This is a genomic window from Ensifer sp. CCNWLY38 (genome assembly GCF_037120565.1).
Taxonomy (GTDB): Bacteria; Pseudomonadota; Alphaproteobacteria; order Rhizobiales; family Rhizobiaceae; genus Ensifer; species Ensifer adhaerens_H.
Map to the genome: position 1 here is coordinate 218,640 of NZ_JBBBBO010000010.1, position 26,633 is coordinate 245,272.

The 26,633-nt window shown below is 61.9% G+C and carries 27 protein-coding genes; 7 read left to right on the forward strand and 20 right to left on the reverse strand.

What is annotated here, in order from left to right:
* Positions 1–10: 10 nt before the first annotated feature.
* The 11 genes from lpdA to V7S54_RS22220 form a co-directional block, all read right to left on the reverse strand.
* Entirely contained in the window at positions 11–1,456 is a 1,446-nt protein-coding gene (lpdA, locus tag V7S54_RS22170; protein ID WP_065376126.1) for a dihydrolipoyl dehydrogenase, read from the reverse strand.
* 18 nt (positions 1,457–1,474) lie between these two features.
* Positions 1,475–2,056, reverse strand: a complete 582-nt coding sequence (locus V7S54_RS22175) for a GNAT family N-acetyltransferase (protein WP_065376127.1) — start codon at positions 2,054–2,056, stop codon at positions 1,475–1,477.
* Positions 2,057–2,058: 2 nt separating this feature from the next.
* The gene (locus tag V7S54_RS22180) at positions 2,059–2,700 is read right to left on the reverse strand and encodes an SGNH/GDSL hydrolase family protein (RefSeq protein ID WP_065376128.1); all 642 of its coding nucleotides are present in this window, start codon (positions 2,698–2,700) and stop codon (positions 2,059–2,061) included.
* Positions 2,701–2,766: 66 nt separating this feature from the next.
* On the reverse strand, positions 2,767–4,098 hold the full coding sequence (locus V7S54_RS22185; RefSeq protein ID WP_065376129.1) for a pyruvate dehydrogenase complex dihydrolipoamide acetyltransferase: 1,332 nt from the start codon (positions 4,096–4,098) through the stop codon (positions 2,767–2,769).
* A gap of 15 nt (positions 4,099–4,113) precedes the next feature.
* Complete coding sequence (locus V7S54_RS22190) at positions 4,114–5,484, reverse strand: pyruvate dehydrogenase complex E1 component subunit beta (RefSeq protein ID WP_057255658.1); 1,371 nt, start codon at positions 5,482–5,484, stop codon at positions 4,114–4,116.
* A gap of 17 nt (positions 5,485–5,501) precedes the next feature.
* Positions 5,502–6,548 (reverse strand): pyruvate dehydrogenase (acetyl-transferring) E1 component subunit alpha, encoded by a 1,047-nt coding sequence (pdhA, locus tag V7S54_RS22195; protein WP_065376130.1) that lies wholly within the window; start codon positions 6,546–6,548, stop codon positions 5,502–5,504.
* Positions 6,549–6,684: 136 nt separating this feature from the next.
* The gene (locus tag V7S54_RS22200; protein ID WP_065376131.1) at positions 6,685–7,005 is read right to left on the reverse strand and encodes an FtsB family cell division protein; all 321 of its coding nucleotides are present in this window, start codon (positions 7,003–7,005) and stop codon (positions 6,685–6,687) included.
* Positions 7,006–7,178: 173 nt separating this feature from the next.
* The gene (eno, locus tag V7S54_RS22205; protein ID WP_065376132.1) at positions 7,179–8,453 is read right to left on the reverse strand and encodes a phosphopyruvate hydratase; all 1,275 of its coding nucleotides are present in this window, start codon (positions 8,451–8,453) and stop codon (positions 7,179–7,181) included.
* Between the two features lie 139 nt (positions 8,454–8,592).
* The gene (gene kdsA / locus V7S54_RS22210; RefSeq protein ID WP_176707600.1) at positions 8,593–9,435 is read right to left on the reverse strand and encodes a 3-deoxy-8-phosphooctulonate synthase; all 843 of its coding nucleotides are present in this window, start codon (positions 9,433–9,435) and stop codon (positions 8,593–8,595) included.
* Complete coding sequence (locus V7S54_RS22215; RefSeq protein ID WP_065376134.1) at positions 9,435–10,325, reverse strand: VOC family protein; 891 nt, start codon at positions 10,323–10,325, stop codon at positions 9,435–9,437. The genes kdsA and V7S54_RS22215 overlap by 1 nt, the downstream gene beginning before the upstream one ends.
* A gap of 548 nt (positions 10,326–10,873) precedes the next feature.
* The gene (locus V7S54_RS22220; RefSeq protein WP_065376135.1) at positions 10,874–11,680 is read right to left on the reverse strand and encodes a class I SAM-dependent methyltransferase; all 807 of its coding nucleotides are present in this window, start codon (positions 11,678–11,680) and stop codon (positions 10,874–10,876) included.
* Between the two features lie 545 nt (positions 11,681–12,225).
* On the opposite strand from V7S54_RS22220, the gene V7S54_RS22225 reads away from it, so the two are divergent.
* The 5 genes from V7S54_RS22225 (at position 12,226) to V7S54_RS22245 (ending at position 16,286) form a co-directional block, all read left to right on the forward strand.
* Positions 12,226–12,873: a lysophospholipid acyltransferase family protein gene (locus V7S54_RS22225; RefSeq protein WP_176707601.1), complete on the forward strand. Its 648-nt coding sequence runs from the start codon at positions 12,226–12,228 to the stop codon at positions 12,871–12,873.
* The gene (locus tag V7S54_RS22230) at positions 12,870–13,820 is read left to right on the forward strand and encodes a phosphatidate cytidylyltransferase (RefSeq protein ID WP_065376136.1); all 951 of its coding nucleotides are present in this window, start codon (positions 12,870–12,872) and stop codon (positions 13,818–13,820) included. Before V7S54_RS22225 ends, V7S54_RS22230 begins: the two co-directional genes overlap by 4 nt.
* Positions 13,817–14,221 (forward strand): hypothetical protein, encoded by a 405-nt coding sequence (locus tag V7S54_RS22235; RefSeq protein WP_065376137.1) that lies wholly within the window; start codon positions 13,817–13,819, stop codon positions 14,219–14,221. The genes V7S54_RS22230 and V7S54_RS22235 overlap by 4 nt, the downstream gene beginning before the upstream one ends.
* A complete protein-coding gene (locus V7S54_RS22240; protein WP_336408784.1) occupies positions 14,205–14,861 on the forward strand; it encodes a CDP-alcohol phosphatidyltransferase family protein in 657 nt (218 codons plus the stop codon). Before V7S54_RS22235 ends, V7S54_RS22240 begins: the two co-directional genes overlap by 17 nt.
* 237 nt (positions 14,862–15,098) lie before the next feature.
* Positions 15,099–16,286, forward strand: coding sequence for a DUF418 domain-containing protein (locus V7S54_RS22245; RefSeq protein WP_065376139.1), 1,188 nt, complete (start codon positions 15,099–15,101; stop codon positions 16,284–16,286).
* Between the two features lie 98 nt (positions 16,287–16,384).
* Here the strand turns inward: V7S54_RS22245 and V7S54_RS22250 are convergent, their stop codons facing one another.
* From V7S54_RS22250 to V7S54_RS22275, 6 genes are all read right to left on the reverse strand, one after another.
* On the reverse strand, positions 16,385–18,022 hold the full coding sequence (locus V7S54_RS22250) for a CTP synthase (protein WP_082616291.1): 1,638 nt from the start codon (positions 18,020–18,022) through the stop codon (positions 16,385–16,387).
* 138 nt (positions 18,023–18,160) lie between these two features.
* Positions 18,161–18,643, reverse strand: coding sequence for a preprotein translocase subunit SecG (gene secG / locus V7S54_RS22255; RefSeq protein ID WP_065376140.1), 483 nt, complete (start codon positions 18,641–18,643; stop codon positions 18,161–18,163).
* 130 nt (positions 18,644–18,773) lie between these two features.
* Positions 18,774–19,544, reverse strand: a complete 771-nt coding sequence (gene tpiA, locus V7S54_RS22260) for a triose-phosphate isomerase (RefSeq protein WP_065376141.1) — start codon at positions 19,542–19,544, stop codon at positions 18,774–18,776.
* A gap of 128 nt (positions 19,545–19,672) precedes the next feature.
* The gene (locus V7S54_RS22265) at positions 19,673–20,995 is read right to left on the reverse strand and encodes a GNAT family N-acetyltransferase (RefSeq protein ID WP_065376142.1); all 1,323 of its coding nucleotides are present in this window, start codon (positions 20,993–20,995) and stop codon (positions 19,673–19,675) included.
* Positions 20,996–21,054: 59 nt separating this feature from the next.
* A complete protein-coding gene (locus V7S54_RS22270; RefSeq protein WP_065376143.1) occupies positions 21,055–21,540 on the reverse strand; it encodes a GNAT family N-acetyltransferase in 486 nt (161 codons plus the stop codon).
* Between the two features lie 191 nt (positions 21,541–21,731).
* Complete coding sequence (locus tag V7S54_RS22275) at positions 21,732–22,313, reverse strand: hypothetical protein (RefSeq protein WP_141679517.1); 582 nt, start codon at positions 22,311–22,313, stop codon at positions 21,732–21,734.
* A 109-nt stretch (positions 22,314–22,422) separates the two neighbouring features.
* Between V7S54_RS22275 and V7S54_RS22280 the strand changes: the two genes are divergently transcribed.
* Positions 22,423–23,043 carry a cytochrome b gene (locus V7S54_RS22280; RefSeq protein WP_065376190.1) on the forward strand — a complete coding sequence of 207 codons (621 nt, stop codon included), beginning with the start codon at positions 22,423–22,425 and terminating at the stop codon, positions 23,041–23,043.
* Complete coding sequence (locus tag V7S54_RS22285; RefSeq protein WP_065376145.1) at positions 23,040–23,639, forward strand: YceI family protein; 600 nt, start codon at positions 23,040–23,042, stop codon at positions 23,637–23,639. The genes V7S54_RS22280 and V7S54_RS22285 overlap by 4 nt, the downstream gene beginning before the upstream one ends.
* Positions 23,640–23,673: 34 nt before the next feature.
* Here V7S54_RS22285 and V7S54_RS22290 read toward each other — a convergent pair whose 3' ends face one another.
* The 3 genes from V7S54_RS22290 to V7S54_RS22300 are packed head-to-tail and all read right to left on the reverse strand — an operon-like array spanning position 23,674 to position 26,584.
* On the reverse strand, positions 23,674–25,125 hold the full coding sequence (locus tag V7S54_RS22290; RefSeq protein ID WP_065376146.1) for an aspartate aminotransferase family protein: 1,452 nt from the start codon (positions 25,123–25,125) through the stop codon (positions 23,674–23,676).
* An 11-nt stretch (positions 25,126–25,136) separates the two neighbouring features.
* Positions 25,137–26,147, reverse strand: a complete 1,011-nt coding sequence (locus V7S54_RS22295; protein WP_065376147.1) for an NAD-dependent epimerase/dehydratase family protein — start codon at positions 26,145–26,147, stop codon at positions 25,137–25,139.
* On the reverse strand, positions 26,144–26,584 hold the full coding sequence (locus tag V7S54_RS22300) for an EamA family transporter (RefSeq protein WP_065376148.1): 441 nt from the start codon (positions 26,582–26,584) through the stop codon (positions 26,144–26,146). Before V7S54_RS22300 ends, V7S54_RS22295 begins: the two co-directional genes overlap by 4 nt.
* Between the last annotated feature and the right edge of the window lie 49 nt (positions 26,585–26,633).

Below are 26,633 nucleotides of genomic sequence, written 5' to 3' on the forward strand. Positions count from 1 at the left end.
GCCGAAACCATCAGGCGTTGAGCGCGCGGCCGTAAGCGTCGAGCACGCTTTCCTTCATCGTTTCCGAGATCGTCGGATGCGGGAAGATTGTGTGCATCAGGTCTTCTTCTGTTGTCTCGAGGTTCATCGCGACGACAAAACCCTGGATGAGCTCGGTGACTTCGGCGCCAACCATGTGGGCACCGAGCAACTCGCCGGTCTTCTTGTCGAAGATCGTCTTGACCATGCCCTGGTCCTCGCCGAGCGCGATCGCCTTGCCGTTGGCAACGAAGGGGAAACGACCGACGCGGATGTCGCGGCCGAGTTCCTTGGCCTTGGCTTCGGTGAGGCCGACGGAGGCGACCTGCGGATGGCAATAGGTGCAGCCCGGGATCTTCAGCTTGTCCATCGGATGGACGTTCGGCAGGCCGGCGATCTTTTCGACGCAGATCACGGCCTCGTGCTCGGCCTTGTGGGCGAGCATCGGCGGACCGGCGACGTCGCCAATCGCGTAGACGCCGGGAACATTAGTCTTGCCATAGCCGTCGATGACGATGCAGCCGCGGTCGGTCTTCACGCCAAGCGCTTCAAGACCAAGGTTCTCGATGTTGCCCTGGACGCCGACGGCCGAGATCAAACGATCGGCGGTGATCTTCTCGACCTTGCCGTCCTTCATCTCGACATGAGCGGTGATCGAGTTGGCGCCCTTCTCGACCTTCGTCACCTTGGCGTCGAGATGGATCTTCATGCCCTGTTTCTCGAACTGCTTCTTGGCAATCGCCGAGATTTCCGCATCTTCGACCGGCATGACGGTCGACAAGAGTTCGACGACCGTCACGTCGACGCCCATGGTGCGGTAGAACGAGGCGAATTCGATGCCGATCGCACCAGAGCCCATGACCAGCAGCGACTTCGGCATTTCCTCGGGCTTCATCGCCTCGAAATAGGTCCAGATCAGCTTGCCATCGGGCTCGATACCCGGAAGCGCGCGCGGCCGGGCACCGGTCGCGATGATGATGTGCTTGGCGGTGTAGGTGCCCTCGCCCTTGGTGTTCTTCGGCAGCGGCGCCTGCGGCTGGACGACCGGCTTCGTCGACTTGCCGACGACGATCTCGCCGGGCTTCGTCAGCTTCGCCTCGCCCCAGATCACATCGACTTTGTTTTTCTTCATCAGGAAGCCGACGCCGCCGTTCATGCGTTCGGCAATGCCGCGCGAGCGTGCGACGATCGCCTTCAGGTCCGGTGTCACCGTGCCTTCGATCTTGACGCCATAGGCGCCAGGATGCTGGGCGTAGTGCAGCACTTCGGCGGAGCGCAGCAGCGCCTTGGTCGGGATGCAGCCCCAGTTGGAGCAGATGCCGGCCAGATGCTCGCGCTCGACGACCGCGGTCTTGAGACCCAACTGCGCCGCACGGATGGCGGCGATATAGCCCCCTGGACCCGAACCGATGACGATGACGTCGTAATTCTCAGCCATATGTTTCCTGCCTTTGTCTCAAGCGACCTTGCGGGTGAACAGCACCCAGTCGTGTTTCTTGCTTTCCTCAAAGAGCGGAACCGCCCCGGCGCGCGCTGCCTCGCCGAAACCGTTTGCTCTGTATAATGCCTGGGCCCTGTCGTTGTGGCTTTCGGTGATCAGGCTCACCGGCGCCGATCCGGCGCGTTCGAATTCCTTTGTCAGGAGCGCGCTGCCGATTCCCCGGCGGCGCTGATGGCGATAGACGCCGAGGCTCTCGATGAACCAGTGACCGACGATCTGCCTCTGCAGTGCCAGCAAGGGTTCCAGAACCGGATGCTTGGGAACGATCTCCAGCACTTCCGGACCGATCGAATAACCGACCGTCAGGCCGGCAACCTCATCCTCAACTTCAGCAACGAGAGCGTCGCGCCAGTTTCCAGGCCCGGGCTCTCCGCGCAGCTTGTTGCGGCCACGCTCGAAGGCCGTATCCGTCACCGCATGAAGAACGGCGCCGTACCAGAGCCAGGAGGCAAAGCCATGCGCGGCGATATCGACGAGGATGGCAAGCTCGGCCGCCTCGCGCTTTTCCGCCGGACGAATGGTGACGCCCCCCACCATCCCTAGACCCCAAGCATCATCCGCACGACCGGTTCGAGACCCCGGCCGATCGCACGCGTATTCTCCGCATCGAGATGCACACCATCGAGCGGCGTGGTCTGAGCGACCGAGCCGGCATCGAAGAAGCCGCAATCGAGTTCGTCGGCGAGATCGCGATAGAGCGGTGCCAGCATCGCCGACTGCTCGACACCGCCGGCGTACATCGCGCCGAAGCCGGCATTGGCCGTGTCACAAAGCACCGGCGGCGACACGATCAGGATCTCCGGCCCAGCCTCGTCTTCGACCGGCCAGTCATGCCGGCGCACGAGATTGACCAGACGCTCGACGCCCTTCACGGCACCGAAGGCGGTTCCGTGGATCACCGGCTTCATGTCGTTGGCGCCGAGAAGGAAAATAATGAGATCGAGCGGCGCATGGCTGTGCAGCACCGTCGGCAGCACTTTTGCGCCGTTGCGGTCGCAATCGGCGAGATGATCGTCATAGGCGGTCGTACGACCGTTCAGTCCCTCGGCGATGACCTGGACATCCGCGCCCAGCGCTTTCTGGAGGACACTCGGCCAGCGATCGGCAAACGCGTGACGACCGCCATCCGCGGCATCGTAGCCCCAGGTCAGACTGTCGCCATAGCAGAGAACTGTTTTCATCGTCCGGGCCCGCCTTCGACTGCGCGAAATGGAACGGACCGGCCCGAAGGCCGGTCCCTATCCAACTCAGACCAGCATGCCCATCGGGTTTTCGATGTAGCGCTTGAAGGCTCCGAGCAGTTCGGCGCCGAGCGCGCCATCGACGCAGCGATGGTCGGTCGAGAGCGTGACGGTCATGACATTGGCGATGACCATCTGCTTGTTCTTGACGACGACGCGCTCCTCGCCCGCACCGACCGCGAGGATCGTGGCATGCGGCGGATTGACGACGGCGGCGAAGTTCTTGACGCCCATCATGCCCATGTTGGAGACCGCCGTGGTGCCGCCCTGGTACTCCTCGGGCTTCAGCTTGCGGTCCTTGGCGCGCTGGCCGAGGTCCTTCATCTCGTTGGAGATGGCAGACAGGCTCTTCAGCTCCGCCTGGCGCACGATCGGGGTGATCAGGCCGCCCGGGATCGACACGGCAACGCCGACGTCGGCGTGCTTGTGCTTGACCATATTGCTCTCGGTCCAGGAGACGTTCGCATTCGGAACGTCGCGCAGCGCCAGCGCCAGGGCCTTGATGACCATGTCGTTGACGGAGAGCTTGTAGACCGGCTTGCCGCCCTGCTCCGGAGCAGCGGCATTGAGCTGGGCGCGCAGTGCAAGAAGCGCGTCGAGTTCGCAGTCGAGCGACACGTAGAAGTGCGGGATCGTCTGCTTGGATTCGACGAGGCGCTTGGCGATCGTCTTGCGCATGCCGTCATGCGGTACGAGCTCGTAAGAGCCCGGCTCGAACAGCTTGAGAACGGCGTCGTCCGACGGGCCCTTAGCAAGCGGAGCGGCCGCGGGAGCGGCAGTGCCGGCAGCCGGGGCGGCTGCGGGCTTCGCCGTACCGCCGGCAACGGCAGTTTCGACGTCCTTCTTGACGACGCGGCCATGCGGGCCGGTGCCGGCGATTGCCGACAGGTCGATGCCGGCGTCCTTGGCCAGGCGACGGGCGAGCGGCGAGGAGAAGACGCGAGCGCCCTCGGACTTCGCCGGCTGGGCTGCAACCGGAGCCGGAGCAGCCGCAGCCGGTGCGCTCGGCGCTACCGGTGCCGGTGCTTCCGCCTTGGCCGCGGGAGCCGGTGCGGCTGCGCCGTTGCCACCCTTTGCGGCGGCAGCGACATCCTCGCCATCGGCGGCGAGAACGGCGATCAGCGCATTGACCTTGACGCCATCGGTGCCGGCGGGAACGACGATCTTGGCAACGGTGCCTTCGTCGACAGCTTCGACTTCCATCGTCGCCTTGTCGGTCTCGATCTCGGCAATCACGTCACCGGACTTGACCTTATCGCCTTCCTTGACCAGCCACTTGGCCAGATTGCCTTCTTCCATCGTCGGAGAGAGGGCAGGCATTGTGATGTTGATAGGCATCGAAGGGCCCTCCCCTTATTTGTAGCAAACGGCTTTCACCGCATCGACAACCTCTGCGACGTTCGGAAGCGCGAGCTTCTCGAGGTTCGCGGCGTAAGGCATCGGCACATCCTTGCCGGCGATCGTCAGGATCGGGGCGTCAAGGTAGTCGAAGGCCTGCTGCATGACGCGGGTCGCGATCTCGGTACCGACGGACGACTGCGGGTAGCCTTCTTCGACGGTGACGAGGCGACCGGTCTTCTTGACCGATTCGATGACCGTCGGCAGGTCCATCGGACGGATGGTGCGCAGGTCGATCAGTTCGACATCGATGCCCTGGGCTTCGAGTTCGGCAACCGCCTTGACGGCGTAGGTCATGCCGATACCGAAGGAAACGATCGTTGCGTCCTTGCCGACCTTGTGGATACGGGCCTTGCCGATCGGCAGCACGAAATCGTCAAGCTTCGGCACTTCGAAGGAGTGACCGTAAAGGATTTCGTTTTCGAGGAAGATGACCGGGTTCGGGTCGCGGATCGCAGCCTTGAGCAGGCCCTTGGCGTCGGCAGCCGTGTAGGGCATGACGACCTTGAGGCCGGGGATATGGCTGTACCAGGCGGCGTAGCACTGCGAGTGCTGGGCGGCCACGCGGGCAGCGGCACCGCTCGGGCCACGGAAGACGATCGGAGCGCCCATCTGGCCGCCGGACATGTAAAGCGTCTTGGCGGCGGAGTTGATGATCTGGTCGATCGCCTGCATGGCGAAGTTGAAGGTCATGAACTCGACGATCGGTCGAAGACCGGTCATGGCAGCGCCGACGCCGACACCGGCAAAGCCGTGCTCGGTGATCGGGGTGTCGATGACGCGACGCGAACCGAATTCCTGCAGCAGGCCCTGGGTGATCTTGTAGGCGCCCTGGTACTCGGCGACTTCTTCGCCCATGACGAAAACGTCGTCGCTCAAGCGCATTTCTTCGGCCATGGCGTCGCGAAGCGCTTCGCGAACGGTCATCGTCACCATTTCGGTGCCGGCCGGGATTGCCGGGTCGGCGGCAACTTCAACCTTCGGCTGGGCGGCGACCGGCGCCGGCGCGGACGCAGCCGGAGCCTCAGTGGCTGCCGCCTTCGGCGCTTCGGCCTTCGGAGCGGCGATGTCGCCTGCCGCTTCGCCGTCCTGCAGCAACACGGCGATCGGCGTGTTGACCTTGACGCCCTCGGTGCCGGCGGCAATCAAGAGCTTGCCGATCGTGCCTTCATCGACGGCTTCGACTTCCATCGTCGCTTTGTCGGTCTCGATTTCAGCGATGACGTCGCCGGAGGACACCTTGTCGCCCTCGTTCTTCAGCCATTTCGAGAGTGTTCCTTCCTCCATCGTCGGGGAAAGGGCGGGCATAAGAATTTCTACTGGCATGTTTGTCCCTCCCCGGATCAAAGCAGGATATCGGTGTAGAGCTCGGATGCATCCGGCTCCGGATCAGCCTGGGCAAAATCGGCGCTGTCGGCGACGATGTCGCGGACGTCCTTGTCGACCTGCTTCAGCTCTTCCTCGCTCGCCCAACCCTTTTCGGTCAGACGGGCTTTCACCTGCTCGATCGGGTCGTGTTCCGACCGCATCTTCTGCACTTCGTCCTTCGAGCGGTATTTCGCCGGGTCGGACATGGAGTGACCACGATAACGGTAGGTCTGCATTTCGAGGATGATCGGGCCCTTGCCGGAACGGCAATACTCGACGGCCTCGTCGGCGGCCGCCTTGACGGCGCGAACGTCCATGCCGTCGACCTGGAAGCCCGGAATGTTGAAGGAAACGCCGCGCTGCGAAAAGTCGGTCTGGGCCGAGGCACGCGATACTGCCGTACCCATGGCGTAGCGGTTGTTCTCGATCACGTAGATCACCGGCAGCTTCCAGAGCTGCGCCATGTTGAAGCTTTCGTAGACCTGGCCCTGGTTGGCAGCACCGTCGCCGAAATAGGCAACGCTGACATTGTCGTTGCCGCGGTAGCGGTTGGCAAACGCAAGACCGGTGCCGAGCGACACCTGCGCGCCGACGATGCCGTGACCGCCGTAGAAGTGCTTTTCCTTGGAGAACATGTGCATCGAGCCGCCCTTCCCCTTGGAAAGACCGCTGCGACGACCGGTGAGTTCGGCCATGACGCCACGAGCGCTCATGCCGCAGGCCAGCATGTGGCCATGGTCACGATAGGCGGTGATGACCTGATCACCGTCCTTCAGCGCCATCTGCATGCCGACGACAACAGCCTCCTGGCCGATGTAGAGGTGACAGAAGCCGCCGATGAAACCCATGCCATAGAGCTGGCCGGCCTTTTCCTCGAAACGCCGGATGAGCAGCATTTCGCGGTAAGCCTTCAGGTCATCTTCTTTGGTGAAATCGGCGATGGTGCCGCCGTTGAAGTCCTTCTTGGCCGGCTTTGCGGCGGCCTTACGGCTGGAGACGGACGCGGTTTTTCGCGGAGCCATTCATTCCTCCCAATGGTTAGCCTTTGGCGGTTACCATAGGGAAAGAAAAGCGCCACAGCAATGCCATATTTGCATGGCTCGCATTCCACGCAAACAATTGAATTTACTTTACAAATTTCAATTAACTGAATTCAAGTTAATTTTGGGCGCGATGAAAAATAACAATTTCATCACTTCGCGACATGTTGAGCGCGAGGCGAGCCTTTTCATCCAGCATGTCCCGTTCCAACGACCCGTCACTCATCAGCTGAACCTCTCGCTCGAGGATCATTCGCCGCTTCGTGAGTTCATCCAGCCGCGCCTGCCGCTCGACGATCTGGCGATCGAATTGCTCCGTCGCCTTCAAGCCATAGCCGCCGTGGATGGAATGATAGCCGAAGTATGAGAGAAAGGCGACCGCGATCAACGGCATAACCAGCCGGCCCAGTTTCCGTTTCTTATGATGCCGTGTCCACATCCATTCACGCCCTGATACGCATTACGGAGATGAGACTAGCGGCGATTGATTAACCGACCGTTGACCATGAATGGCAGGAAAACAGAAACCCGCCCACGTGGGAACGTGGGCGGACTTCATTTGTCAGCTACAGCGACCTTTGCGCGTCTGACAAGACGCGCGGCGCTACAGGATCAGCCGCGCAGGATCGAACGGCCGGCGTACGTGGCCTGCAGGCCGAGCTGCTCTTCAATGCGGATCAGCTGGTTGTACTTGGCGAGCCGGTCCGAACGGGCGAGCGAACCGGTCTTGATCTGGCCGCAGTTGGTGGCAACCGCGAGATCGGCGATCGTGGCGTCTTCGGTTTCGCCCGAGCGGTGCGACATGACGGCCGTGTAGCGTGCCTTGTGTGCGGTCTCGACGGCATCGAGCGTCTCGGAGAGCGAACCGATCTGGTTGACCTTGACGAGGATCGAGTTGGCGACGCCCATCTTGATACCGTCGCGCAAGCGCGCCGAGTTGGTGACGAACAGGTCGTCGCCGACGAGCTGGCACTTGTTGCCGATGAGGTCGGTCACGGCTTTCCAGCCGTCCCAGTCGTCTTCCGCCATGCCGTCTTCGATCGAGAAGATCGGGTACTTGGCAGCGAGTTCCGCCAGGTATTCAGCCATTGCGCCCGGCTCCAGCGTGCGGCCTTCACCTTCGAGCACGTACTTGCCGTCCTTGAAGAATTCGGTCGCGGCGCAATCAAGCGCGACGAACATGTCTTCGCCCGGCTTGTAGCCGGCCTTCTCGATCGACTTCATGATGAAGTCGAGCGCTGCCGGAGCGGAAGCGAGGCCCGGAGCGAAGCCGCCTTCGTCACCGACATTGGTGTTGTGGCCGTCGGCTGCAAGCTGCTTCTTCAGCGTGTGGAACACTTCCGAGCCCATGCGGACCGCATCGCGCATCGTATCGGCACCAACCGGAACGATCATGAATTCCTGGAAGTCGATCGGGTTATCGGCATGGGCACCGCCGTTGATGATGTTCATCATCGGAACCGGAAGCACGTGGGCGTTCGGGCCGCCGACATAACGGTAGAGCGGCAGGCCGGCCGCTTCGGCCGCAGCCTTGGCGACGGCCAGCGAAACGCCGAGGATGGCGTTGGCGCCGAGGCGCGACTTGTTGGCCGTGCCGTCGAGTTCGATCATGGTCTTGTCGATCTGGATCTGGTTCTCGGCATCGAGACCGCCGATCGCTTCGAAGATCTCGCCATTGACGGCTTCGACGGCGCGCTCGACGCCCTTGCCGAGGTAACGCGTACCACCATCGCGCAGCTCGACAGCCTCATGCGCACCGGTCGAGGCGCCCGACGGGACCGCCGCACGGCCGAAGCTTCCGTCTTCCAGGTACACGTCGACCTCGACGGTCGGGTTGCCGCGGCTGTCCAGAATTTCTCGGCCGATGATGTCGATGATTGCAGTCATGATCTCTTCCCTGCTTGAGGACGGTGGAATGGTCGGGGCCTGTCATACGCCAAGGCCTCGAAATTTCAATGGCGCGCAAGATGCAAAACCGTTCGCGCCATTGCGGTTCATGAAAATTTCACGAAGCGCCGCTGATGGCTCAGCCCTTGGCGATCGCGTCGAAGGCGAGCAGCTTTTCGAGCAGCCGCGGCATGTCTTTCAGGTGCACCATGTTCGGACCGTCCGACGGCGCGTTGTCCGGATCTTCGTGCGTCTCGACGAACACACCGGCGACACCGACCGCGACGGCGGCGCGCGCCAAGGTCTCGACGAATTCACGCTGGCCGCCCGAAGAGCCGCCCTGCCCGCCCGGCTGCTGCACGGAATGGGTCGCATCGAAAACGACGGGTGCGCCGAGGGAAGCCATGATCGGCAGCGAGCGCATGTCGGACACGAGCGTATTGTAGCCGAAGGAGGCGCCGCGCTCGCAGAGCATGACATTCGGGTTGCCGCTCTCGGTGAATTTCGCCAGTACGTTCTTCATGTCCCAGGGGGCGAGGAACTGGCCCTTCTTGACGTTGATTGCCCGGCCGGTCTTGGCCGCCGCGACCAAGAGGTCCGTCTGGCGCGACAGGAATGCGGGGATCTGCAGGATGTCGACCGTCTCGGCGACGAGAGCGCACTGCTCTTCGGTGTGCACGTCGGTCAGGACCGGAAAGCCGAACTCCTTCTTGAGGTCGGCAAAGATTTCCATCGCCTTATCCAGGCCGATGCCGCGCTTGCCGGAGAGCGATGTGCGGTTCGCCTTGTCGAAGGAGGACTTGTAGACGAGGCCGAGATCGAGCTTCTTGCAGAGTTCGGAGAGAGCGCCCGCCATCATGAAGGCGTGCTCGCGGCTCTCCATCTGGCAGGGGCCGGCGATCAGCGACAGCTTCTCGGTTTGCGCGAAGGCGACCTCATGGGCGCCGTTGCCGACTACTACTCTGGCATTGGTTTTCATCATCAAGCTCCAAAAGCGAAGATCACCCCTTGCCCCGGCATTTCGGGAACAATGAGGCGTCCGCCCATTTCTGCAAATTCGATATCGTTCTCAGCAAACAATGCCCGGGTCGCCTCGAGGTCGGCGACGCGGAAGACGATGGCGCGACCACGCAGTCCGCGCTCGGCACCCCGCACCGAACGGCCGAAGAAGGCTTCCATGCCGGCGGCGTTCAGCACCGAAATCTTGGCGTTGGCGGCCGACACATCCATGCCGAAGGAATGCGCCGCGACCTCACGTTCATCGACCGCTTCCTGCAGCAGATACTGGAAATCGGTGGGGTTGGTCTCCGACAGAACCACCTCGGCAATCCCGATCACGCCGTTTTCATGCTGCTCCAGCGCGGCCCGGTCGGTCGGCAGCGCCCGGACACGCTGACAGTTGAAGAGAAAGAAATCCGGCGAGCGCAGGTCTGCCGCAAAGGCAAGGCGGAAGGAACCCAGTCCTTCACGGCCATCCGGCAGCTTCATCGGCCGCGAGAACTCCAGCATGTCACCGCCGGAAATGCCGCGCGCCCGAAAGCGGATGTGATCGCTCGCCGCATCCTCGGTGCCGAGGACCAGCGCCGAGAGACCTTCCGGGCCCTGGCGGAAGCGGAAGGCCTGGTCGCGCGCGACAAAGGCATTGCCCTCGAGTGCAGCGGCTTCGCATTCCTCGCGGGAAGCAATGGCGAGCGGCTCGAGATAGGTGCCATCGGAAAAGAACACGCAGGCGTTTTCGGTACCGAAGGGGTGGCGGGCATCCTCAGCGACCGTGAAGCCGAGATTAGATAGGCGGCGCCGTGCCTGCGTAAGCGTATCCACCGGCAGCACGAGGTGATCGAGCGGGCGGGTGGTGCGCTTGGAGAGGCTCATGGCGTTTTCCCTGATGGTTCGCCGCTGTTTGCAACTTTTGGCCGGCGAATGCAAGCCGGCTTGCGGCCACAGAGCCGATTGGCCGCTGGAGGCCGAACACAGGCCGCAAACAGAAATGCTCCGCGCCGGGCCACACCCGCCGCAGAGTCACGCTTGCCAGATGGGCGGACTGCCAGGACCTCAGTAGTAGCCCGGAGCAGCCGTAGAGTTGGCCGTATTTCCCGCCCCGAGACCCGGGGCGGAGACTTGCGGCTGTGCGTAGGTGGTATTGGTCGAGGAGGACGTGGAGGCACAGCCCGCAAGCCCCAGCACGACCGCCAACGGCACGAACAACGAAGCGATGAAGCGCATAGGTATTGACCCCTTTCCAGTTTCGCTGACGGACAGAAAAGAATGAAACCGGTGATTTGGCGAGTACGTAACAGTAACGCGACGTAACAAGGCGGCAAAGGGAGCCGTATCCGCAACCGCAGCGTCGCGTCGGCCGCTGCGGTTGTTCTCGTTCCGCCTATGCTTTCGGCCCGAACAGCACGTTCGGGCCAATCCCATCAAAGATGCAGATCGCTCTTGATGGCGCAGGTGGCAATGAAGGTCGGCACGAACCTGTCGATCACGAAGCGTGGCACAGGCTGCCAGTCTTCGTGGAAGCCCGCCAGCACGAAGCCGGCCCGTAATTGACCATCGATCTGTTCGGCCAGACTATGCCCGAACACCAACGCCTCGCCGCGTTCGATCTTGGATTTTACCACATCGGCAGCGAGATGCTCAGCCTCGGCAAAGGGCAGCGCGTAGGCCGGGCGAATGAGGCCGTTTTCCGCATAGCTCGGATCCCGGTCACCAACGAAAACCACCGGATTGAAAAAGCTGGCAAGCAGCCGACCACCCGTCTTGAGCACCCGGTGGCATTCCGGCCAAACTGGCTGGATGTCCGGAACGTAGAGATTGGAGATCGGATGAAAGACGATATCGAAGGTATCATCAGCAAACACCGATAGGTCGCGCATGTCGCCCTGCACAACCGTCAGGGACAGCCCCTCGCGTTCGGCAACGAGCCGGTCCTGGTCAAGCTGGCCCTCGGAGATATCGAAGATGGTGACCTCGGCACCGGCCGCGGCAAGAATGGGTGCCTGCTGGCCGCCGGCCGAAGCCAGGCACAGGATCTTCTTGCCGCGAACGTCCGGCAGCCACCCCTTCGGCAGATCGCCGGGTGTCAGCCGCGCCTGCCAATGCCCGGCCCGAGCCGCGGCGATCATTTCCGGCGTTACCGGCCGCGACCACTCGCAGTGCTGACTTGCCTGCCTGTCCCAGGCCTGGCGGTTGTGATCGATGATATCGAGACTGGATTTATCTTGCATGTTCGGTCCCTGGAAACATGTCCACATGTGACCGCTCACGAATGGGAATAGAGATCGTGGGCAAAGAATGCCTCGGCGTCTGTCCGTCGATGCGGATCGAGCAATGCCATCGTCCATCCCCTTCGCAAGCGAAGTTGAGGCGAATTCGGTTTTCACCGGGCATTACTGGCGCATTGGACGACGCTCCTCTTGTTGCAACCGCAAGCTAGCGGCTAGGTTGCAGGCGGTCAATGTCGGCGACGACGACTTTGCAGTCGATGGCCGTGGCGTGGCGTCGCATCGCTTTGCGATCGATCGCCTCTCAGCGGGAGCGAATATCCAGAGATCCTGGTCCGTTATCACGTTGCGTGTGATTTCAACCGCTTGAGAAGCGGGCGCAATCGCGTAAAGTTGGTCGATTGCAGCCTGGGGTTACGCCGGGCGCAGGCTGAGGGGCAGCGCTTGATCTTATTGTTGCAAGGCATGAAACGCATCTGGACCGGACCGATACGCTCTGCAAAGCGCATCGGTGCGACGGCCTGTTTATCATCTGGACATGAGCCCGCATGATCCGCGATTTGATGGCCAAGTTGGCTTCCATCGCCATCATGATGTTTGCGCGCGCGCTGACCGCCGCACGCGCCATTTGGCATGAGACCGGCCTGCCGCCAAGGCAGAGCATCTACTTCGCCAACCATTCCAGCCATGGTGATTTCGTGCTGGTCTGGGCGGTGTTGCCACCCTGGCTTCGGGAACGCGCGCGGCCGGTTGCAGGCGCCGAATACTGGCTGAAATCGAAGCTCTCGGCCTTCATCGGTCGCGACGTGTTCGACGCCGTATTGATCGAGCGCGACGCGGCGGCCCGCACCCAAGACCCGGTCGAGCAGATGACCGCCGTCCTTAACGACGGTTCGTCGCTTATTCTCTTTCCCGAGGGGACACGCAACCAGACCGAGGCGCGGCTCCTGCCTTTCAAGAGCGGGCTCTACCACCTCGCCTGCAAGCGGCCGGACGTGGCGCTCGTGCCCGTCTGGATCAACAATCTCAACCGCGTGATGCCGAAGGGGGAGTTCGTGCCGATCCCGCTCATCTGTACCGTAAGTTTCGGCGAACCGATGCGCCTCAAGGCACAGGAGACGAAGGACGAGTTCATCGCCCGTGCCGAGGCCGCCCTGCTCTCGCTCGCCCCCTCTTCGACGGAAGACGATGCATGAGCGCGGCAAGCCTGGATATGCTCAAACTGCTTCTCGGCGTCGGCGGCATTCTCGTCCTGGCATCGAGCATCGGCTACGTGCTGAAGCAGAAGCTTTCACCGGACGGATCGAACGGAGCGATCGAGAACCTCAACGCCCGCATCAGGGCCTGGTGGGCGATGGTGGTGTTGATCGCCATCGCCTTCGTCGCCGGCCGGGTCGGTGTGCTGCTGCTCTTTGCATTCTGTTCTTTCGCGGCGCTGCGCGAATTCATCACGCTCATCAACACCCGCCGCGGCGACCACTGGGCGATCGCAGCCGCCTTTTTCGTCGTGCTGCCGATCAACTATTTCCTGCTTTGGGCGGAGCAGTACGGCATCTATTCGATCTTCGTGCCGGTCTATGCCTTTCTGCTGATGCCGATCATCGCGGTGATGCGCGGCGACACGCGCGACTTCCTGCTCAGGATCTCGGAGGTGCAATGGGCGCTGATGATCTGCGTCTTCTGCGCCTCGCATGTGCCGGCGCTACTGACGCTACAGATCCCGGGCTACGAAGGACGCAACGTTCTCTTGATCGCCTTCCTGGTGATCGTCGTCCAATCGAGCGACGTTCTGCAATATGTCTGGGGCAAGCTCTTTGGGCGAACCAAGATCGCTCCGACCCTTTCGCCCTCGAAGACGGTCGAGGGTTTTGTCGGCGGCGTCGCAAGCGCCACCCTGATCGGCGCCTCGCTCTGGTGGATCACACCCTTTACGCCCGCTCAGGCCGCGCTGATGGCGTTCATCATCACGATGATGGGCTTCTTCGGCGGGCTCGTCATGTCAGCGATCAAGCGGGACCGCGGCGTCAAGGACTGGGGCCATCTAATCGAGGGCCATGGCGGGTTGATCGACCGGCTGGATTCGGTCGTCTTCTCGGCGCCGATCTTCTTCCATCTCACGCGTTACTGGTGGTCGCTGACATGACCGCGAAGCTGAGGAGACTGGCGGGCAGCGGCGTGGTGCACGTGGCATTCGCCTTTTTCGCCATGGGTGGCTGGGCGCTTTTCGCCAATCGCCATCACCCGATGCCCAAGCCGCTTCTTGCCGCCGTCGTCCAGGGTACGCTCTCGGGGCTTCTGACGCTTTACCTCAAGACGGCGGTCGACGCGCTTTCCGGGCGGTTCCGTGGAACCAGGCGATTGTTCCTGCCACCACTCCTCGCCTGCCTCGGCTCTTCAGCAGTGCTCGTGGCAATCCACACGATGAGCGGCACGCCGGAGATCCTGAGGACGATCGCGCTGCCGCTGGCAGTGTCCACCACTTACGCCGCCATCTACAATTATTCCATCAGCCGAGGAGAGCCTGGGCATGACCGAGACCGGTGACCGCAGGCCGCTCGCAAGCCGCAACACCCGCTGGGCACAAGCGATCGCCCGCCGCCTGGCATCGATGAATGTCACGCCCAACCGGATCTCGCAGGCAAGCATGCTGGCCGCGGCCTTTGCCGGGCTGGCCTTCTGGCTGACGGGCGAAACCCAGGATGGCGTGAGGGTTACGCTGTTCATCGCTGCCGCGCTCTTCTGCCAGTTGCGCCTGCTGTGCAATCTCTTCGACGGCATGGTTGCCGTCGAGGGCGGCAAGGGCGAAGCCGACGGTCCATTCTGGAACGAATTTCCCGACCGCATCGCAGACATTTTCATCTTCGTCGGGGCTGGATTTGCCATCGGTGCCCCTGCTCTCGGCTTCGCCGCGGCCGCCTTGGCCGTGCTGACCGCCTACATACGCGAACTCGGCCGCGCCAATGGCGCCCCGAGCGACTTCTCCGGCCCGATGGCCAAGCAGCATCGCATGGCGACAATGACGCTGGCTGCGGTCCTATCGGCCCTTGAAGGTCTCTGGCTTGGCGACGGTGAAATCCTCTGGGTCGCGCTGCTGTTGATCTCGATCGGCGCGGCCCTGACCGCCCTCTTTCGCGCTCGCCGCCAGATCGCCTGGCTCCGGCACAACGCCACCCACAAAGGCTGATCGTTCCTGACCGCAACAATTGAACGACGCCCGCGCGATAACCCGCAGGCGCCCCTTGACGTTTCGTTGCGTTAATTACTAGATTGATTAGTCGATTTATTAAACTTGAACACTCGACGGGGCGGAGCGGCGTTGCCTGCACCCACTGGCGATCGAGAGGTTCATTTGTCGCAAAAGACTTCTGTTTCAATCGGTTACGGCGTGATCCTCCAGCGCCTTCCGCAACGGAGAACACGGATGACCAACCCCGACCGCATCGACGATGTCGACGCACTTCGCGGCTTTGCACTGCTCGGAATCCTTCTCGTCAACACCATGGCCTTCGCCTCTGCCTTCTACGGACTGGAACTCACGGACCCCGACTTCAACGGCATTGCCGATCGCACCGTGCAGTTTGTGATCGCGCTGTTCTTCGAGATGAAGTTCTACCTGCTGTTCTCATTTCTGTTCGGCTACAGCTTCACCCTGCAGATGCGCTCGGCAGAAAAATCCGGCGAGGCCTTCGTGCCGCGCCTCTTGCGTCGGCAAGCCGGCCTTTGGCTGATTGGTGTCGCCCATGCGGTTCTGCTCTTTCACGGCGATATTCTCACCACCTATGCCGTGCTCGGCATTGTCCTGCTGATGCTGCGCAACCGCAGCGACGACGCCCTTTTCCGCCTGGCGAAATGGCTGGTGATTCTCGTCGCCGTCGCCTGGGGCGCATTCGGGATTGCTGCCATCCTGGAACCAACACCGCTTGATCGGCCTGGCATCCTTGCCGCCGCCAAGGCAACCGAACTTGCCTTCCGAGGCGACTGGCAGGCAATCATCGGCCAACACTTGACGGAGCTTTCGTCTGTCTGGGTGATCCTGGGCTTACTGCAGGCGCCCTCGGCACTCGCGATGTTCGTACTCGGGCTCATCGCCGGGCGTCACAAGACGCTGGCGCGGCCGGAAGAAAACAAGGCGCTGTTCCAACGCCTGCTACGCGCCGGCCTGTGGACCGGCCTGCCCGGCGCCATCGTCTATGCCTATGCCAGTGTCGAGATGATCGATTCGCCTGTCGCGATCATCGGGCTCTCGATCGGGCTGATCACCGGGCCGTTCCTGACGGGTGCCTATGTCGGCGGCGTGATGCTGTTCTTCGGAACGAAAGCTGGCCAACGACTGCGCAACGTGCTTGCGCCTGCCGGCCGCATGGCGCTCTCCAACTACCTCACGCAAGCATTGATCGCCGCCCTGATCTTCCACGGCTACGGCCTTGGCCTCATCGGCCAAGTCACGCCACTGACAACCGTACTGATCGCGCTTGGTATCTTCACGGCCCAGCTCTTCATCGGCCGCTGGTGGATGGCGCGTTTTGCCTACGGCCCGCTCGAATGGGTCCTGCGCTTCATCACTATCTGGCGGGCGCCGCAATGGCGCAAACCGGTCGAGGCACGCTGACAACATCTCCGACTGACCGCGGGAGCAGTTCCGCACACGAGCGCACATGAAAAAGGCCGGTCGCGAGACCGGCCTTCTTTGTTTCGCTCAATCTCACCTCAGACGAGGCGGGACTGTTCCAGCGCCGCTTCGACGAAGCTCGCAAACAGCGGATGCGGATCGAGCGGCCGCGACTTCAGTTCCGGGTGGTACTGGACGCCGATGAACCACGGATGATCCGGATATTCGACCGTTTCCGGCAGCACGCCGTCCGGCGACATGCCGGAGAAGACGAGGCCGCAAGCCTCAAGGCGATCCTTGTAATCGACATTGACTTCGTAGCGGTGGCGGTGGCGCTCGGAAATATCGGTCGAACCATAGATCTCGGCGATCTTGGTGCTGCCCTTGAGCGACGCGCGGTAGGCGCCGAGGCGCATGGTGCCGCCGAGATTGCCGGAGGCCGAGCGCTTCTCGAGTTCGTTGCCCTTCACCCACTCGGTCATCAGGCCGACGACCGGCTCCTTAGTCGGGCCGAATTCCGTGGACGAAGCCTTCTCGATGCCGGCGAGATTGCGGGCCGCTTCCACGACCGCCATCTGCATGCCGAAGCAGATGCCGAAGTAAGGCACCTTGCGCTCGCGGGCGAAGCGCGCCGCATTGATCTTGCCCTCGGAGCCGCGCTCACCGAAACCACCGGGAACGAGGATGCCGTGTACCTTCTCGAGATAAGGCGCCGGATCTTCCTTCTCGAAGACTTCCGATTCGATCCACTCGAGCTTGACCTTCACCCGGTTGGCGATGCCGCCGTGGTAAAGCGCTTCGATCAGCGACTTGTAGGCGTCCTTGAGGCCGGTGTACTTGCCGACGATCGCAATCGTGACTTCGCCTTCCGGCGTGCGGATACGATCGGCAACGCGTTCCCAGGCTTCCATGCGCGGCTTCGGCGCCGGCTCGATGCCGAAGGCGGCAAGCACTTCGTTGTCGAGGCCTTCCTTGTGGTAGGCGATCGGAACGTCGTAGATCGAGGCGACGTCAAGCGCCTGGATAACCGCCGATTGACGCACGTTGCAGAACAGCGAGAGCTTGCGGCGCTCGGCTTCCGGGATTTCGCGGTCGGCACGAACGAGCAGGATATCGGGATGAATACCGAGCGCCTGCAGTTCCTTGACCGAATGCTGCGTCGGCTTGGTCTTCAGTTCGCCGGCTGCCGGGATATAGGGCATCAGCGTCAGGTGGACGTAGACCGCCGTGCCGCGCGGCAGGTCGTTGCCGAGCTGGCGGATCGCCTCCATGAACGGCATCGCTTCGATGTCGCCGACCGTACCGCCGATTTCGCAGAGCACGAAGTCGTAGTCGTCGTTGCCTTCGGTAACGAAGTTTTTGATTTCGTTGGTAACGTGCGGGATCACCTGGACCGTCGCGCCGAGATAGTCGCCGCGCCGTTCCTTGTCGATGATGTTCTTGTAGATCCGGCCCGTGGTGATGTTGTCGGTCTTCGTCGCCGAACGCCCCGTGAAGCGTTCATAGTGGCCGAGATCGAGATCGGTCTCCGCGCCATCGTCGGTTACGAAAACCTCGCCGTGCTGGGTCGGGCTCATGGTGCCCGGATCAACGTTGAGGTAGGGGTCGAGCTTGCGCAGTCTCACCCGGTAGCCACGCGCCTGCAGCAATGCTCCGAGAGCCGCTGCAGCGATGCCTTTTCCGAGGGAGGAAACCACGCCGCCAGTGATGAATACATATCGCGCCATGGGAGTCACCGGATACCTTTTAACAAATGATTCCGCCACCGAAAAATTCATGTTCCAGAACTTTTCGTCTTGGGATGGAGGCAGAGTTCACACAAAACAAAACCGGCGGATGAAACATCCGCCGGCGGGTTCTTCTGAATTGCGGCCTTATTGGCCGCTGGGAACTTGCGATCCCGAATTGCTGTTGGCGGGCGTCTCAGTCGTTGCGCCGCCTGCCGGAGCTTCGCCCGATGTTGCCGGCGCCGTCGAGGGGCCACCGTTGCCAGTCGCAGCGCCGTTGCCGGTTGCCGGTTGCTGCTGCGTGGCGCCACCGGCCGGAGCCTGGGTGTTGCCGCCGCCGAGCGAATCGAGAACGCCGCCGCCGTTCGAGCTGGTGCCCGGGATACGGTCGAGGATGTCGGTCGCCTGCGGCTGGTAGCGAGCAAGGATGCCCATGGCAAGCGCCAGGACAAAGAACAGGGCAGCGAGGATCGCGGTGGTGCGGGTCAGCGCGTTGGCCGTGCCGCGGGCGGACATGAAGCCCGAGCCGCCGCCGATGCCAAGGCCGCCGCCTTCGGAACGCTGAATGAGAACGACGCCGATCAGGGCGACGACCACCATGAGATAGATGACGAGTAGTACGGTCTGCATCAGCTTCCAGTCCTGCCCTTGGGGCACACGAATCAAACCATGCGCAAACTCGGCCTGGCCGGGCGCAATTTTTCGCCTCTTTATACCAAGCCGTACGCCATTCCAAGCCCCTGCCCGGTAACCCGGGTGATCAGGCCGTCAATTCTTCATAAGCCCGGTAGATGGCGAGGAAGTCTTCCGCTTTCAAGCTGGCGCCGCCGATCAGTGCGCCGTCGACATTGGCGACGCCCATCAATTCCTTCGCATTGGAAGGCTTGACCGAGCCGCCATAGAGGATACGCATCTTGGCTCCCGCGTCGGCAAAGCGGGACACGAGTTCCTTGCGCATGAAGGCATGCGCTTCCTCAACGTCAGCCGCCGTCGGCGTCAGGCCCGTGCCGATCGCCCAGACGGGCTCATAGGCAATCACGGTGTTTTCGGCGGTCGCCGCATCCGGCAGGCTTTCGGCCAGCTGGCGCTTCAGGACGTCGAGCGTCTTGCCCGATTTGCGCTCGTCACCGGTCTCGCCGATGCAGACGATCGCCACGAGTTCGGCGGCATGCGCCGCTTCCGTCTTCGCACGCACCAGCGCATCGCTTTCGGCATGATCCGTGCGGCGCTCGGAATGACCGACAATGACGTGGGTGCCGAAGCAATCGGCGATCATTTCGGCCGAAACATCGCCCGTATGGGCACCCGACTGCTTCTGATGGCAATCCTGCGCGCCGATCAGCAGCGGGCTGTCGTCGCACAGCGCCGTCGCCACATAAAGCAGGGTCGCCGGCGGGCAGATCAGCGTTTCGACCTTGGCGGAAAGTTCGCCCTTGACCCCTTCGGCCATCGCCTTGATCTGATCGAGCGAGGCGCGGGTTCCGTTCATCTTCCAGTTGCCGGCGACGAGCGGGCGGACATCGGGCGTCATGCAATTTCCTCCGGGTCTTATGCTTTTCTCCGGAAGCGGCCTAGCAAATGCCGCCGGCAAATAAAAGCGCCACCGGCGATTATTCCCGTGCGGCGGGACAAGTTGTCCTGCCCCGCCGCGAGCGATTGTCAGGCTCTGCGCGTCATGTCGATCACGGCGAAAGGGAGTCCTTCGTCATCCGTCTCCTTGCGCCCGGTTTCAACGAAGCCGCGGCGGCGGTAGAAGTCGACGGCGGCTTGATTGTCCGCGTAGACACTGACTTCGAGTTGCCGGAGGCGGGTCGCGGCATCCTCGACAAGCGCACGGCCGATGCCTGCACCGTGGATGTCCGGATCGACGAACAGCCCGCCGATGAAGTTCTCGATCAGGCCGATGAAGCCCACGACCCGCCCATCGATCTCGGCGACCCAGTTGTCTGCCATCGGCAGATAGGTGTCCCGCACAAGCTGCTGTTGGGCGAGCAGGCGGTCTTCGCCAAGGAACGGGTGACCGATGCGCGAGGCGGCAAGCCAGATTGCGAGTAGCCTTTCGCTCTCTTCCATGCGCCAGGGTCGAATAGTGGTGGGCTTGGTGGCAGCGGTGTCGCCAACGCCCTGCTTTCCTTCTGGCTTCGACGCCGCAATCGCATACATCAAGGGCAGGCTTGGCATGGTTGCAGGCGGCGCCATGCGGCGGCCACCAAGGTCGCGCATGCCTTCGAAACCGATCCAGCCGTTGGAGTAGGGATACTCCGTCAAGCGCTCGATCCGGAGCCCGGCATCGATGAGCGCTTGGATCACATCCGCAATACCCCAGTTGAACTCGAAGGATGGGTGGGGATTGCTAAAGCCCACGACACCCTCCTGGTAGCCGCCAGCTGCAAGACCGGCACCGGAATCGGCGACATAGTCGCCAACGCCCGCTTCGGCGACCGGTTCCTTCGGCGCGTAGTCATAGTGCGGCTTCCAGCTTGGGTCGAAGACCATCGCGAAGGGATGGAATTCTATGAAGCAGAAACGGCCGCCCGGCCTCAGCGCGTCAGCTATGCCGCGTGCCCAGATGCCGAGGTCCGACAGCCAGCAGATGGTGCCGTAGGACGCAAAGACCCGGTCGAATTGCCGTCGGTCTGCCCGCGCACGCTCGAACCATTCGAACAGGTCTGACCGTTCGAACATGGCAGCAATCCCGCTTTCTTCGGAAAGCCGCGTGGCGAAGGCGATCGCCTCGTCCGAGATATCAACGCCGGTTACTCTCGCGCCAAGGCGCGCGAGGCTGAGGCTGTCCTGGCCGGAGTTGCATTGGAGATGCAGAAGCTCCAGCCCGGCGATGTCACCGAGCAGATCGATTTCCTCCGGATAGAGCGTGGAGCCCCCGGCGCGGAAAAAGGCCGCCTGGTCGCCCTTGTGGCTGTTGTGCGCGACCGTCGCCGCATTCCAGGAGAGGCGATTGGCCTCGTGTAGATCGTTACTCATAGTTTACTCTTAAAGGTCTTGTCGCAAACATGAGGCCGATCGCCCATGTCTGCACTGTTCTAGAATTTCAGCACGGCCTCAAGCTCGTTATCATAGTGCTCGCCCGTCAGCTCAAAGCCGAGACCACGATAGAATCCTTCAGGGCTGCCGGGACCCTGTCCGTAACTCGTGTAGAGTTCGCGAAGACCACGCGCCTTCAGATCGCGCACGACAAGGGCGATCACCTGCTTGCCAAAGCCCTTGCCCTGGAACGGGCGGGCAATCATGAAACGCCAGAGATAGACGCCGGGGCAATCGATACCATCGTCCCAGTCGGATCCTTCATGCAGCATGATGAAGCCGACCAGCGTCTCTTCGGCGTAGATAGCGCGGAACCAGGCATTCTCGGAAAAATGCGCCTCGGCAATCGAGGTACCGTTGTCCGCCACCATGTTGCGCTGTTCGTCGCTTAGCGTTTCGCTGAGCTCGCAGACATCGCAGACGGTCAGGGCTGAAATGCGCCGAAGGGTAATCTCGGCATCAGACGGCAATACGGTTTCACCCATTGGAAACTCCTAAAAAAATCAAAATGTTAAAAAGAGCCGGAACCGGAACGGTCGGCTTCGAATCACCCGCTAAAGGGGCAATCGGCAGGTATGATGAAACCATGGCGAGAAAACGCCTGACCGTTCGCGATAGCGAACGCCGGTAAACTCCGGTTCGCAGATGGTCCTGGCCCTAGCCTAGAAACCCAGCGTCACTTTGGTCGGCCTGCCGACGGCTGTGATCCGCCGTTCTCCAAACCGGCAATCGCCGCGTGAACGTCCGCCTCCAGGTCTTCGTCGAACTGCTCGAAAATCGCATCGCCGATCAAGCCGTGAACCTCGCGCAGGTAAGGGGTGGCCGCCTCGCCTTCGCCAAGAGCGAGGTAGGAGCGTGCGATCGAAAGCGACGAAAGCGGTTGGCGCCGCTCCAAGGTCCACTCCCGAGACAGCTGCGAGACGGCGATGCTCTCCCGATACTGCCCGGCATCGCAAAGTGCCGCGCCGTAGCCGCTCTTGACCCAGTAATACATGTCCGTGAAAGCGAGGTGGGCATCGGCTATGTCGGATGCCAGACGCCAGGCATCGATCGCCTCGCCATATTTGCCTTCGGTTCCAAGGCGGATGCCCGTGCGAGCCAGTTCATAAGCCTCCCGCTCATGCGGACTCATTGGTGTCGTTTTTTTCTTCGGTGTCGTTTTTTTCTTCGTCATGTACGCCAGCCCAACTGCTTCCGGGAACAACCCCTCCGTGTCCCCTTCCACCGCAAGTGGACCACAGCTTGCCGGCGTCAACAAGATGACAGTGCAATTTTACGGTATTATCGGCGAATAAAAGCATGGGCTCATGGGTCTCACCGCCGTAACCGAGTTGTGGCGGCCGGGGCTGGCGACCACGGAGACGAACATGTTGCGCAACGACAAGGCCGGGTTCGGCTGGGTCACCATCATCCTTCACTGGACGATTGCGGCGATCATCCTTGCCTTGCTCGCCCTCGGCTTCTTCATGCGCCGGGTTCCGATCGACCCAGTGCTGCAGTTTTCGCTGTACCAGTGGCACAAGTCGCTGGGTTTCACCGCGCTTGGCCTGGCGGCGCTGCGCGCCCTCTGGCACGTGGTCGAGCTTCATCCGAAGCCGCCGGAAGGCCTCAGCCTCCTTGAACAGCGCGCCGGCAGCGTCACTCATATCGTGCTCATGGGGCTTGCGCTCGCTGTCCCGCTTGCCGGTTGGGCCGTCGCATCCACCTCGACGCTGAACATCCCAAGCTTCTATTTCAACTGGTTCGTCATACCGCATCTGCCGATGGCGAAATCGGCACCGGCTGAGGACTTCTGGACGCTCGTCCATATGACGCTCGCCTATCTGTTCCTCGCCTTTGTCACGCTTCACGTATTGGCCGCCCTCTACCACCACTTTGCGCGGCGGGACGACGTCCTCGTCCGCATGCTGCCAACCGGATCGCGCCGCCATAAACGCTCCCAAACGGCGGGCGCGGATCCGGTCATCGCTGGAAGGAAGAAACCATGACACTGCGCTTGCAACCATCACCCAGGGCAATTGCACTCGCCCTGCTGGCGGCCGTGTCCGTCAGCCCATCGCTCGCTGTCGGCGCCGCGCCTGACCTTGCCGATGCCGCCGGAAACTACGGCATCACGCCCGCCTCCCGTATCCATTTCACGGTAGCACAAGCAGGCGGCGGAGGAATCGTCGGCGACTTCGGCAAATTTTCCGGCAGCTTCCGCATCGACCGAAACAATGTCGACCATTCGACCGTCGAGTTCACGCTCTATCCGGAAAGTGTGAAAACGGGAGAGAAGCGGATCGAGGATTTCCTGAAGTCCAGCGCCGTCTTCGACACCGCGAACTACAGCACCGTCACCTTCCGTTCGACGAATGTGAAACAAACAGGCCCCGATACGGCGGCGGTCGAGGGAACGTTGACCGCCCGCGGCACTTCGCGAAAGGAACGCTTCTCGGTGACGCTGCTTAACTGGAACCGCGGCTCGATCGCCTTCAACATCCGCGGCAACATCCACCGTTCGCCCTATGGCATGGATGTCGGCACGCCGATCTATTCCAACGTCGTCGAGTTCGACATGAACATCAAAGGGCAGAGGCGGTGAACGCCCTGCCCCTTTATGAACGCAAGGCCTTGGCTCAGCCGATCTGGCTGCCGACGAAATCCTTGACGATGCGCACGATACCGCGGCCGAGCAGGTCGTCGAGCGCCGCGATGAACTGGTCGACATGAGCGCGCTCGCAGATCAGCGGCGGCTCGAGCCGTATGACGTTGCGATTGTATTCGGTGAAGGCGACCAGCACATCGTAGTCGCGTAGGAGCAGCGCGCCGATGAAGCCGGACAACGAACCCTTGAGCTTGTCGTCGAGCATCGAAACGACAGGGCGCAGCACCATCGGCAGGGTCTGGCTGAAGTCCTGGAACTCGAGGCCGACCATAAGCCCCTTGCCACGAACGTCCTTGATGATCTTCGGGTGTTTCTCCTTCAGCGCTTGCAGGCGATCGAGCAGATAGTTGCCGCTGTCGGCGGCGCGGTCGATCAGGTGCTCGTCATAGAGCACGTTGATGCCTTCGATCGCCGTCACGCAAGCCTCGCCCATGCCACCAAAGGTCGCCATGGCATGGATCATTGCGGTCTTCGACGTGCCGTAGGCCTTCATGTAGACTTCGCGACGCGCGATCATCGCGCCGACGGCTGCCTTGCCGGCGCCGAGCGACTTGGCGAGCGCTGTCACGTCAGGCACGACACCATAGTGCTCGAAGGCATAGAAGCGGCCCGAGCGACCATAACCGCACTGCACCTCGTCGGCGACCCAGAGCACGCCGTACTTGTCGCAGAGCGCGCGAAGCTTCTGCCAATACTCGGCCGGCGCCTGGATGATGCCGCCGCCGCCCTGGATGGTTTCGAGCACGATGACGCCGATTTCCGGATCGGACTTGAAGGCGTTTTCCACCGCGTCGATATCGGCGAAGGGAACACGCACCGTGTTGTCGGTGAGCTTGAAGTCGGCGCGATAGAGCTGGCCGTCGGTGATGGCGAGCACACCCTTGGTCTTACCGTGGAAGGAATTCTCGGCATAGACGACCTTCGGCCGCTTCGGACCGGCCGCGCGCTCGGCAAGCTTGACGGCAGCCTCCATCGCTTCCGAACCGGACGAGCCGAGGAAGACCATGTCGAGGTCACCCGGCGAGCAGGCAGCAATGTTCTTCGCCAGCGCCGCCGCGTATTGCGACATGAAGGCGATGGCGATCTCGTGACGCTTCTCGTCCTGGAACTTCTGCCGCGCTTCAAGAATGCGGGGATGGTTATGGCCGAAGGCCAGCGAGCCGAAGCCACCGAAGAAATCGAGGATCTTGCGGCCGTTCTGGTCGGTGTAGAACATGCCCTCGGCGCTCTCGATCTTCACCTTGTGGAAGCCGAGAAGCTTCATGAAGTGAAGCTGTCCGGGGTTAAGATGCTCCTTGAAAGCCGTGGTGATGTCGCCGATCGACATGGCCTTTGCCTGTTCCACGGTGATCAATTCGGGCTTTGTCACACCACCATCGAGCGAAGGGGCGGCAACGGCGATACGGTTCGGTATGTCCAACATGGTGTCTCCCCTCATTCGGCCGGCAGGGCGACGGCAGCAGTGGCCACGGCGCCCATTTTCTTTGCCCGATATTCGTCATAGGCGGCGATCAGCATGTCGCCATCATTGTACTCCGCACGCCAGCCGAGCTCGCGCTTCAGCTTGCCGGTTTCACGCACGCACATCTCGTCGGCGATCAGATACTGCTCCGGATCCATGATCGGCTTGTTGATCAGGTCGAAGAAGGCCAGCGTCTGCTTGACCGCAAAGGCGGACGTCGGCAGCAGGAAGGACTTGGAACCGGCATGCTTGATCAGGTTGCCGAGCAGGTCGCGCACCGAAGGCGGATTGTCGGAGCCGAGATTGTAGGCCTCGTTCGGCACGCCGCCCTTCCAGGCAAGGCGTGCAGCTTCGGCACAATCGAAGACCGAGATGAACTGGTAGGGCACCTTGCCCGAGCCGATCATCGGCACCGGCAGGTTCATGTCGATCAGCTTGAACAGCTTCTCGAGAATGCCGAGACGACCGGGCCCGATAATCAGGCGCGGGCGGAAGATCGAAATGTTCATCCCCTGTTTGCGCCATTGCACCGCGAGCTGCTCGGTCGCCCATTTCGACTTGCCGTATTCGCCAAGCGGCTTTGCCGGATGGGTCTCGGTCTGCGGCGACTGGACCGTGTGCCCATAGATCATGTCGGTGGTGAACTGCACCAGACGCGATGCGCCGGCCGCGCCCATGGCCTTCATGATGTTTTCGGCACCGTAATAGTTGACGGGCCAGAAGAATTCCCAGCGCTTCGAGCGTATCTGCAGCGGCGACAGCATCTTGGCCGCCATGTTGTAGACCATGTCATCGGGACCGATGCCGACCTTCTGTACAGCCTCCAGGTCAGTGACATCGCAATGGACGAAGCGGGCGCGGCCGTAATGCGGCAGGTCGGACTTGACGATATCGGCGATCACCACGTCCTCGCCGTCCTTGACGAGACGTTCCGCCAGGTGACGGCCAACGAAGCCGTCGCCACCAAAGATGATGTGTTTCATGACTTGCTCCCGAATTCTGCGGTGCTCACCCCGGCTGCATCCGCCGGCTTGTCATCGGCGTGGGATGAGATGCCCGACTGGGCGATAAGAACGGTTCCTGCGCAGATCAGCGCGATGCCGGCGATGCGCCAGGCATTGAGGTCCTCGCGGAAAACGAAATAGGCGAAGACCGCGACGGCGACGTAAGCGAGGCTCAGGAACGGGTAGGCAAAGGAAAGCTCGACCTTGGACAGCACGTAGAGATGCGACGCCATCGAAATGACGAAGGTCGCGAGGCCGGCAAAGACCCAGGGGTTGAAGACGATCTGGAACAGCCGGACGATCGCCGTTTCAGCGGTCATCGAAATCGGTCCGAGCGTCAGCATGCCCTGTTTCAGCATGAGCTGAGCGGCAGCGTTGGTAAGCACCGTAAAGAGAATGAATATAATATATTTCATTGTTTTACTCCCAGTCCCGCAAATGTACTTACGGGCAAGAGACGGATTT

Coding starts and splice junctions, on each gene's coding strand:
- V7S54_RS22245 (WP_065376139.1), top strand. CDS start 15,099: ATGACCAACCCCGACCGCATCGACGATGTCGACGCACTTCGCGGCTTT.
- V7S54_RS22290 (WP_065376146.1), bottom strand. CDS start 25,125: ATGTTGGACATACCGAACCGTATCGCCGTTGCCGCCCCTTCGCTCGAT.
- V7S54_RS22230 (WP_065376136.1), top strand. CDS start 12,870: ATGAGCGCGGCAAGCCTGGATATGCTCAAACTGCTTCTCGGCGTCGGC.
- secG (WP_065376140.1), bottom strand. CDS start 18,643: ATGCAGACCGTACTACTCGTCATCTATCTCATGGTGGTCGTCGCCCTG.
- kdsA (WP_176707600.1), bottom strand. CDS start 9,435: ATGATGAAAACCAATGCCAGAGTAGTAGTCGGCAACGGCGCCCATGAG.
- V7S54_RS22190 (WP_057255658.1), bottom strand. CDS start 5,484: ATGCCAGTAGAAATTCTTATGCCCGCCCTTTCCCCGACGATGGAGGAA.
- V7S54_RS22225 (WP_176707601.1), top strand. CDS start 12,226: ATGATCCGCGATTTGATGGCCAAGTTGGCTTCCATCGCCATCATGATG.
- tpiA (WP_065376141.1), bottom strand. CDS start 19,544: ATGACGCCCGATGTCCGCCCGCTCGTCGCCGGCAACTGGAAGATGAAC.
- V7S54_RS22300 (WP_065376148.1), bottom strand. CDS start 26,584: ATGAAATATATTATATTCATTCTCTTTACGGTGCTTACCAACGCTGCC.
- V7S54_RS22270 (WP_065376143.1), bottom strand. CDS start 21,540: ATGGGTGAAACCGTATTGCCGTCTGATGCCGAGATTACCCTTCGGCGC.
- V7S54_RS22295 (WP_065376147.1), bottom strand. CDS start 26,147: ATGAAACACATCATCTTTGGTGGCGACGGCTTCGTTGGCCGTCACCTG.
- V7S54_RS22220 (WP_065376135.1), bottom strand. CDS start 11,680: ATGCAAGATAAATCCAGTCTCGATATCATCGATCACAACCGCCAGGCC.
- V7S54_RS22175 (WP_065376127.1), bottom strand. CDS start 2,056: ATGGTGGGGGGCGTCACCATTCGTCCGGCGGAAAAGCGCGAGGCGGCC.
- V7S54_RS22235 (WP_065376137.1), top strand. CDS start 13,817: ATGACCGCGAAGCTGAGGAGACTGGCGGGCAGCGGCGTGGTGCACGTG.
- eno (WP_065376132.1), bottom strand. CDS start 8,453: ATGACTGCAATCATCGACATCATCGGCCGAGAAATTCTGGACAGCCGC.
- V7S54_RS22280 (WP_065376190.1), top strand. CDS start 22,423: ATGTTGCGCAACGACAAGGCCGGGTTCGGCTGGGTCACCATCATCCTT.
- V7S54_RS22285 (WP_065376145.1), top strand. CDS start 23,040: ATGACACTGCGCTTGCAACCATCACCCAGGGCAATTGCACTCGCCCTG.
- pdhA (WP_065376130.1), bottom strand. CDS start 6,548: ATGGCTCCGCGAAAAACCGCGTCCGTCTCCAGCCGTAAGGCCGCCGCA.
- V7S54_RS22200 (WP_065376131.1), bottom strand. CDS start 7,005: ATGTGGACACGGCATCATAAGAAACGGAAACTGGGCCGGCTGGTTATG.
- V7S54_RS22240 (WP_336408784.1), top strand. CDS start 14,205: ATGACCGAGACCGGTGACCGCAGGCCGCTCGCAAGCCGCAACACCCGC.
- lpdA (WP_065376126.1), bottom strand. CDS start 1,456: ATGGCTGAGAATTACGACGTCATCGTCATCGGTTCGGGTCCAGGGGGC.
- V7S54_RS22215 (WP_065376134.1), bottom strand. CDS start 10,325: ATGAGCCTCTCCAAGCGCACCACCCGCCCGCTCGATCACCTCGTGCTG.
- V7S54_RS22265 (WP_065376142.1), bottom strand. CDS start 20,995: ATGAGTAACGATCTACACGAGGCCAATCGCCTCTCCTGGAATGCGGCG.
- V7S54_RS22185 (WP_065376129.1), bottom strand. CDS start 4,098: ATGCCTATCAACATCACAATGCCTGCCCTCTCTCCGACGATGGAAGAA.
- V7S54_RS22180 (WP_065376128.1), bottom strand. CDS start 2,700: ATGAAAACAGTTCTCTGCTATGGCGACAGTCTGACCTGGGGCTACGAT.